Here is a 6,901-nt window from a genome sequence, read left to right as displayed (position 1 = left end):
CGGTGATGTGGCGATATGGGCGATAAGTCCAATCAAAACAGCGGGTTGAGAATTTATGATCTCTTGTAACGGGGTGTTTGCGAATTTGGGTGTTTCATTATTATTATCAGTAGGTTGCGCGATTGAGAGATCTTGTAACGCAGAGCTCTTGGAAGTGCGGGGTTTCCCGTACCCGGGATGGGCGGCACGCCACAGTTGGACCCGGTTCACATGGACCGGGCCACTGAAGTAGGAGACATTCTCGGGTTTGGCGAGCCAATGCCGCTGGCTGGCTACCTTACTGGCGGCCCGACACTCAGGTTGTGAGCAGTACTTCTGGTGTCGACGATTGCGTGGATCGGGACGGAATAACTTATGACAATTCAGGCACTTGAAACGGTGTACCGTAGCCATGACCATGCCCTCTCAGAGGAAAACACGATCATAGAATCACGGTGACGGTATCACTGAAAAATACGGGAAGTTGCCGGTGCGATGAGTTCTATTTGGGGTGACAGTCACAAAAATATCACCCTCCCTTTGCCTACCTGACATCCAATTTCAACCCGCTGCTTTTGGCCCAATTTCAAGTTGCTGATGACATTCTGCAATTTCTTGCGGCCACATTAGCCCATTTTTGGGAGAAAAAGGTCGCGCCTGGTACCGGCGGAAGTCCTCGATCGTGTGGTTGAATTGGCACTCGCCGATCTGCGCGATCTGCGTGATCTGCATGAGGGAAACATTACTCGCCACCGGCTCCGTTCATCCGGGTACCGAGAGTAGCCACCTCAAGTATGAGCGAGACCGAGTTGACCGACCTTATTGATGAGGCGGTGCAATGGGCGCGTGAGCGCTGATGCAATGCCGGTCAGTTTCCTGTCCACCATGCAACGGAAACGCTATGGTTGATATCTGGAACATGGACAATGCCAGCAATGTCCGTATAGCCTTTAACGGTTGGTGCATCTCACGAAAGTTCAAATCTGGCCATCCCCAACACCTCAGTCGCCGCACACAACCGGTGGTCAAGACTGGCGATTTTAGCACACAAACGACGAGCGATTGCCAGATGCAGTGCGTCCCCTGCACGCAGGACGGCAGGCGATTCGATAAGTACCGCTGCGGTACGAAAATCTGCCGGATCAATTTCTACCGTGACAAGGTGCATGGATGCAAACCGCTGAAAATTGGCAATGGCCTGCTGGCGAGTGTCAGCATTAATGGCACCCGTCCTCTGTTTGATGCCACCGATGCTGGCCATCTCGGTTAGCGTCCAGGCTGAAATCATCAACTTCGCTTTACGCTGGCTTTCAAGTCGAGCCACAAGATTGGCCGCGCCAGCCTCTCGAAAAAAGATCGCGCCCAGCACCGAAGTGTCAAGATAAATCACAGCAGGTCCTGTTCGCGCATTTCGGCAACGGTCATACCCGATGTCGGCGGCGCAGACACCCAATTACGCAAGTCAGACCAGTCGAACCCCCCTGATCGCGGCTCGGGAACGAGACGTGCCACTGGCTTTCCACGGCGGGTGATAACGACACCTTGGCCAGCTTCGACTTCAGCGAGCAAAGCGGATAGATGCGATTTGGCATTCGCCACGGTGGCAGTTTTCATTGATTCATCCTCCTTTTAAATAGTCATATGAGCGTACATTGTCGATCAGGATGGTCATCTTGTAAAGAATTATTGCTTATGTGGACGCCCATTCCATAGGGTACGGGGTTTCTAACCACCTCAATTTGTCATGATATCTTCATGATTGGCTTCCTCAATTTCGGTTATAACTATAGGGCATCATTAACCATGGAAGCATGGAAGTCCCTATGAGCCCTTATCATCACAAATTTCTGCAGGCCGTTGCCTGCCTGCTGGCAACTTCCTTGCCCCTATCGATGAGTCACGCGCAGACTTCGCCATCATCGGTCCATGAACCGCTGGTCGAGGTTGCCGATATTCCCTTGCCAGGGCCCGCAGTTCGCTTTGACTATCAGAATTTCGATGCATCCGGCGGTCGGTTGTATATTTCGCACATGGATGCCGACCATGTGGTGATCTTCGATGTTGCAAGCCGGAAAGTAGAGTTGCCAACCTTGGTGGTTTCAAACGCGTTCACGGCGTCCTCGCAGTGCCGGAACGCCATCGACTGTATGTCGCGGCGACCGGGGATCACCGTATCGCAGTGGTCGATACGCAAACCCTCGAAACGATCGCCACCCCCGGGCCGGTCACCTATCCCGATGGCCTCGCCTACTGACCAAGGAAGCGCATATCCAGAGTCTGTCCCACGAGTTGACTCGGCTCAAGCGTTTCCGCTTCGGTCAATGAAACTGGGGAATTTCGTGAGCACACGAACGAACTGACCCTGCGCCTGCTGGAATCCACCCATGCTCCGATTACGCCCCACAAGGGGTTTGTCTGTGTTGATCTTGACACATTTGTAATGGACAACAGCAACACCCGGAAGGAAGAAGTGGGTCGGACCCATCAAGGGGTGGATGGGTATACCCCGATTGCTGCGTATATTGGGGTGGATAAGGCTGAAGTAGCTGGGGTCTTTGAGGAACAACGCCCCGGAAAGCGGGTGGCCCTGATGAAGATGACGGTCCCTCGCGCCTGGCAGGGGAGCCAGCGCGACTTCGTCTTGCATGTGCGCGTGATCGAGCGCACCATCGACAAGAAGGGGCAACACCTGTTGGTGCCGGAGATCGAGTTGGAAGGATGGTGGAGCAGTCTGGACTTGCCTACGGCGGAAGTCATCGAACTCTATAAGCACCATGGTACCCATGAGCAATTTCATTCCGAATTCAAAAGCGATCTGGATCTGGAGCGTCTGCCTTCGGGTAAATTCGACACCAACGATGCCATCGTGCATCTGGCCTCTTTCGCCTACAACTGTCTGCGTCTGCTGGGGCAATTGGGATTGACCGGAGAGATTTCTCCCATCCGGCACCCCGCCAAGCGCAGGAGACTGAAGACGGTATTGCAGGAAATCATGTATCGAGCCGCCAGAATGGTCGAACATGCCCGTAACATCATATTGGATTTTGGTCGTGGGGTGGCTATGCACGCCAATATCTTCATGGAATTGCAAGCCTTGTTGAAAAAAGCGGTGTCTTATGGGTAAACCTGACCACGGTAATCGGGAAAAACCATGAAGCACCCTCAAATTCCTTACACGGAAAGGAGTGAGGCTGGGTTGAATACGCATAAATGGGAATATTGACCAGAAACTATGGGTCTGAAGACAAAAACCTGACGACAAAACCTCAGCCGAATGAAAATTCGTTGAGGTTTTGAAAGACTGGCCGGTCAAATTCATGTCGATTCGGTCTCGGGTGGGGATTTTCTATAACGAACACGGATTCAGGTTATGGAAAATGTACCGAAAATGGTGTGAGCGGCGGTGTATAACCAGTATCACAACTCAAACAGGAGGGTTGTTACCAGGTTCCTGAATTGGGCATGGAAACCCAGGGCTCTTCGGGGGCCAGGGGAGCCCCTGCCTGAAGCAATTCAATGGAGATCTGATCGGGTGAGCGGACAAACGCCATTCGCCCATCACGGGGTGGCCGAAGGATTTGAACACCGTGGTGCATCAACCGGGTACAACTGGCATAGATGTCTGCGACTTCATAGGCGATATGTCCAAAATTGCGGCCGCCCTCATAGCGTTCCGGTTTCCAGTTGTGGGTCAACTCCACCTGTGCCTCGTGGTTCCTTGGCGCTGCCAGAAAAATCAGTGAAAATTGTCCTGAAGGGTAGTCCGATTTGCGGATGACTTCCAACCCCAGGGCATCGCAATAAAAGTGAAGGGACTGTTCCAGGTCGGCAACGCGGACCATGGTATGTAAATATTTCATATAGAATCCTCGAAATCCGGTGCCAGGCCGGAGAAAGCCCATTATAGGGAACTTGATGGCGTTCCTTGCGAAAAAGCCCGTTTTATTACCGAGACCCAGACCATGCACGATGACTTTGTCGCAGAACAGAACAGGATGTGGAGTTCCCGCTATGAAAGTGTGGGACAAAGTTTCCTGTTTGGCACCGAACCCAACCGCTTTCTGGTCGACCAGAAGGCGCATTTCACCCCGGGCGAAAGCGTCCTGTCCGTCGCTGATGGGGAAGGTCGTAACAGCGTATGGTTGGCTGCCCAGGGGCTACAGGTCAGTGCCGTGGAAATTTCTTCCGTCGCCGTGGATAAGGCACGACAACTGGCAAAAACACGTGGAGTGACCGTGGATTTTTGTTGCGGTGACATGTTGGCGAATGGGTGGCGCACCTCCCGGACCCCTGCCCTGTTCGATTGGGTGGTGGGCATCTTCATCCAGTTTGCTCCACCTGACCTACGCCAGCGCCAGTTTGAGCAGATTCGCACATTGCTGAAACCGGGGGGTCGAATACTCTTGCAAGGGTATACCCCCAAGCAACTGGAGTACAAAACCGGTGGACCCTCGGTCGTGGAAAACCTTTATACGGAAGAATTCTTGCGTCAGGCATGGATGGACTACACCATCGAATATCTTGAAACGTACGAAGACACCCTCAGTGAAGGCTCGGGACATCATGGCCGCTCGGCTCTGGTCGGGATGATCGCACGCAAACCCGGCCGCTGATCAGGATGAGCCGGTTGGGAGAGAGGGCTACCCCCGGTCGAGCAAATGTGCCTTGGGCATCACCCCTTTCCACTCGTCCGCATCGGCAGGAGCTTCCTTGCGTTCGATGATGGGTTTCCAGTGCTCGTTCTTGGCCAGTTCTGCATTGATGGCGATGAAAGCCCGCTGGTTTTCAGGAACGTCATCCTCGGCAAAGATGGCTTCCGCAGGGCATTCAGCCACGCACAGGGTGCAGTCGATACACTCGTCCGGGTCGATCACGAGAAAATTCGGCCCCTCCCGAAAGCAATCCACCGGGCAGACATCCACGCAGTCTGTATACTTGCAGCGTATGCAGGATTCGGTCACCACATAAGTCATAGAGTCTCCTTGGTTACAATGATCCACCGATGAAAGAACATGATTTTAACTGATCTGTTCAAGAACCGGTAAGGTTGGTTTTGCGTTTCGCCGAATTTTGGTTTAGGATATCCTCACGACTCTCCCAATGATCTCTGGTCGTTCCTGAACGTTGTAAAAATTTTCATCCCAATCTGGTTGAGGTTTTCCATGAGTAATGTGCACCATGTCACCGACCGCTCCTTCGAACAGGACGTTCTGCAGTCCCCCATTCCTGTCTTACTGGACTTCTGGGCCGAATGGTGTGGCCCCTGCAAATTGATTGGCCCCATACTGGAAGAAGCCGCGAAGGACTATGGCGAACGGGTCAAGGTTGCCAAACTGAATGTGGACGACAATCCGGAAACGGCGCGCAAATACAGTGTGCGAGGCATTCCGACCCTGTTGCTGTTCAAAAATGGAAGTGTGGAGGGCACCAAGGTCGGCGCGCTCTCCAAGTCACAACTGAATGCATTCATTGACAGCCACCTCTGAACACGTTATTCTGCGCCCCTGAGACCACTCAGGTGGCGCACGAAGTGCACCGCCACCCTCACCAAAAATTCGCCCTGTACCTCGCTCCTGCGCGGCACTCGGGGCATATCCACCGAATCATTTCCCTTTCTGATACCTGATCCATGCACCTTTCCGATCTTAAAACTCACCATGTCACCGAGTTGGTGGACATGGCCACCAAATTCGAAATTGAAGGCGCCAATCGTATGCGCAAGCAGGAGTTGATTTTTGCCCTGCTCAAGAACCAAGCCAAACGAGGCGAAAGCATTTACGGGGAAGGCACCTTGGAAGTCCTGCAAGATGGCTTCGGCTTTCTTCGTTCGCCAGAAACCTCCTACCTGTCCAGTCCGGATGATATCTATATCAGCCCCTCCCAGATCCGCCGCTTCAACCTGCATACAGGGGACAGCATTCAAGGCGAAATCCGGATTCCCAAGGAGGGGGAACGTTACTTTGCCTTGGTCAAGGTCGATTCGGTCAATGGCGAACTTCCGGAAAACGCCAAGAACAAAATTCTCTTCGAGAACCTGACCCCCCTCTTCCCCACCCAGCCCATGATTCTGGAACGGGATATCCGTGCCGAAGAAAACATTACAGGGCGTGTCATCGATATCGTCGCCCCGATCGGCAAGGGGCAACGCGGCTTGCTGGTGGCCAGTCCCAAGAGTGGGAAAACGGTGATGCTCCAGCATATTGCCCATTCCATCTCGGCCAACAATCCCGATGCCACCCTGATCGTATTGCTGATCGACGAGCGTCCCGAGGAAGTCACGGAAATGCAGCGCTCGGTGCGGGGTGAAGTGGTTTCATCCACTTTCGACGAACCCGCCACCCGCCATGTCCAGGTCGCCGAAATGGTGATCGAAAAAGCCAAGCGTCTGGTGGAACATAAGCGCGATGTCGTCATCCTGCTTGATTCCATCACCCGTCTGGCCCGTGCCTACAATACGGTCGTTCCCTCCTCGGGCAAGGTGCTGACGGGCGGGGTGGATGCCAACGCCCTGCAACGCCCCAAGCGTTTCTTCGGCGCGGCACGCAATATCGAAGAAGGCGGATCGCTGACCATCATCGCCACTGCCCTGGTCGATACCGGGTCCCGCATGGACGACGTGATCTATGAAGAATTCAAGGGCACGGGAAACATGGAGATCCATCTTGACCGACGCATGGCAGAAAAACGCATCTACCCGGCACTCAACGTAAACCGTTCAGGAACCCGACGCGAAGAACTGCTCATCAAGCAGGACGTCTTGCAAAAGATCTGGGTGCTGCGCAAACTGCTTTACCCCATGGACGAAATGGAAGCCATCGAATTCCTGCTCGACAAGATCAAGGCTACCAAGAACAATGCCGACTTCTTCGACTCCATGCGGCGCGGTTGACCCCCCGTCAGAGACTTGCATAGAGTCTAATTT

8 protein-coding genes and 1 pseudogene are annotated in these 6,901 nt (G+C 53.6%); 4 read left to right on the top strand and 5 right to left on the bottom strand.

Going from position 1 to position 6,901, the window contains the following annotated elements:
• Positions 1–540 precede the first annotated feature (540 nt).
• The 3 genes from M6F29_RS07435 to M6F29_RS07425 all read right to left on the bottom strand — a co-directional run bounded on the left by M6F29_RS07435 (position 541) and on the right by M6F29_RS07425 (position 1,593).
• The gene (locus tag M6F29_RS07435; RefSeq protein ID WP_298158300.1) at positions 541–711 is read right to left on the bottom strand and encodes a hypothetical protein; all 171 of its coding nucleotides are present in this window, start codon (positions 709–711) and stop codon (positions 541–543) included.
• Positions 712–946: 235 nt separating this feature from the next.
• Entirely contained in the window at positions 947–1,369 is a 423-nt protein-coding gene (locus tag M6F29_RS07430) for a type II toxin-antitoxin system VapC family toxin (RefSeq protein WP_298158298.1), read from the bottom strand.
• Positions 1,366–1,593 (bottom strand): type II toxin-antitoxin system Phd/YefM family antitoxin, encoded by a 228-nt coding sequence (locus tag M6F29_RS07425; protein WP_298158296.1) that lies wholly within the window; start codon positions 1,591–1,593, stop codon positions 1,366–1,368. The genes M6F29_RS07430 and M6F29_RS07425 overlap by 4 nt, the downstream gene beginning before the upstream one ends.
• A 718-nt stretch (positions 1,594–2,311) precedes the next feature.
• Between M6F29_RS07425 and M6F29_RS07420 the strand changes: the two are divergent.
• Positions 2,312–3,103 (top strand): annotated as a pseudogene (locus M6F29_RS07420) (transposase family protein); the annotation flags it as partial.
• A 316-nt stretch (positions 3,104–3,419) separates the two neighbouring features.
• Here M6F29_RS07420 and M6F29_RS07415 read toward each other — a convergent pair.
• A complete protein-coding gene (locus M6F29_RS07415; protein WP_298158294.1) occupies positions 3,420–3,839 on the bottom strand; it encodes a VOC family protein in 420 nt (139 codons plus the stop codon).
• A 102-nt stretch (positions 3,840–3,941) separates the two neighbouring features.
• On the opposite strand from M6F29_RS07415, the gene M6F29_RS07410 reads away from it, so the two are divergent.
• Entirely contained in the window at positions 3,942–4,592 is a 651-nt protein-coding gene (locus tag M6F29_RS07410; RefSeq protein ID WP_298158292.1) for an SAM-dependent methyltransferase, read from the top strand.
• A 27-nt stretch (positions 4,593–4,619) separates the two neighbouring features.
• On the opposite strand, the gene fdxA is transcribed toward M6F29_RS07410, so the two are convergent.
• Positions 4,620–4,952, bottom strand: a complete 333-nt coding sequence (gene fdxA / locus M6F29_RS07405; RefSeq protein WP_298158290.1) for a ferredoxin FdxA — start codon at positions 4,950–4,952, stop codon at positions 4,620–4,622.
• A gap of 189 nt (positions 4,953–5,141) precedes the next feature.
• Between fdxA and trxA the strand changes: the two genes are divergently transcribed.
• Both trxA and rho read left to right on the top strand, forming a co-directional pair.
• Positions 5,142–5,465, top strand: a complete 324-nt coding sequence (gene trxA / locus M6F29_RS07400; protein WP_031598154.1) for a thioredoxin TrxA — start codon at positions 5,142–5,144, stop codon at positions 5,463–5,465.
• Positions 5,466–5,608: 143 nt separating this feature from the next.
• Positions 5,609–6,868 (top strand): transcription termination factor Rho, encoded by a 1,260-nt coding sequence (rho, locus tag M6F29_RS07395; RefSeq protein ID WP_297453856.1) that lies wholly within the window; start codon positions 5,609–5,611, stop codon positions 6,866–6,868.
• The last annotated feature ends 33 nt before the right edge of the window (positions 6,869–6,901 follow it).

Source organism: Ferrovum sp., assembly GCF_027317285.1.
Classification (GTDB): domain Bacteria; phylum Pseudomonadota; class Gammaproteobacteria; order Burkholderiales; family Ferrovaceae; genus Ferrovum.
Note: the sequence above shows the minus strand (reverse complement) of the source record. Positions and strands in the feature narration are given on the sequence as shown.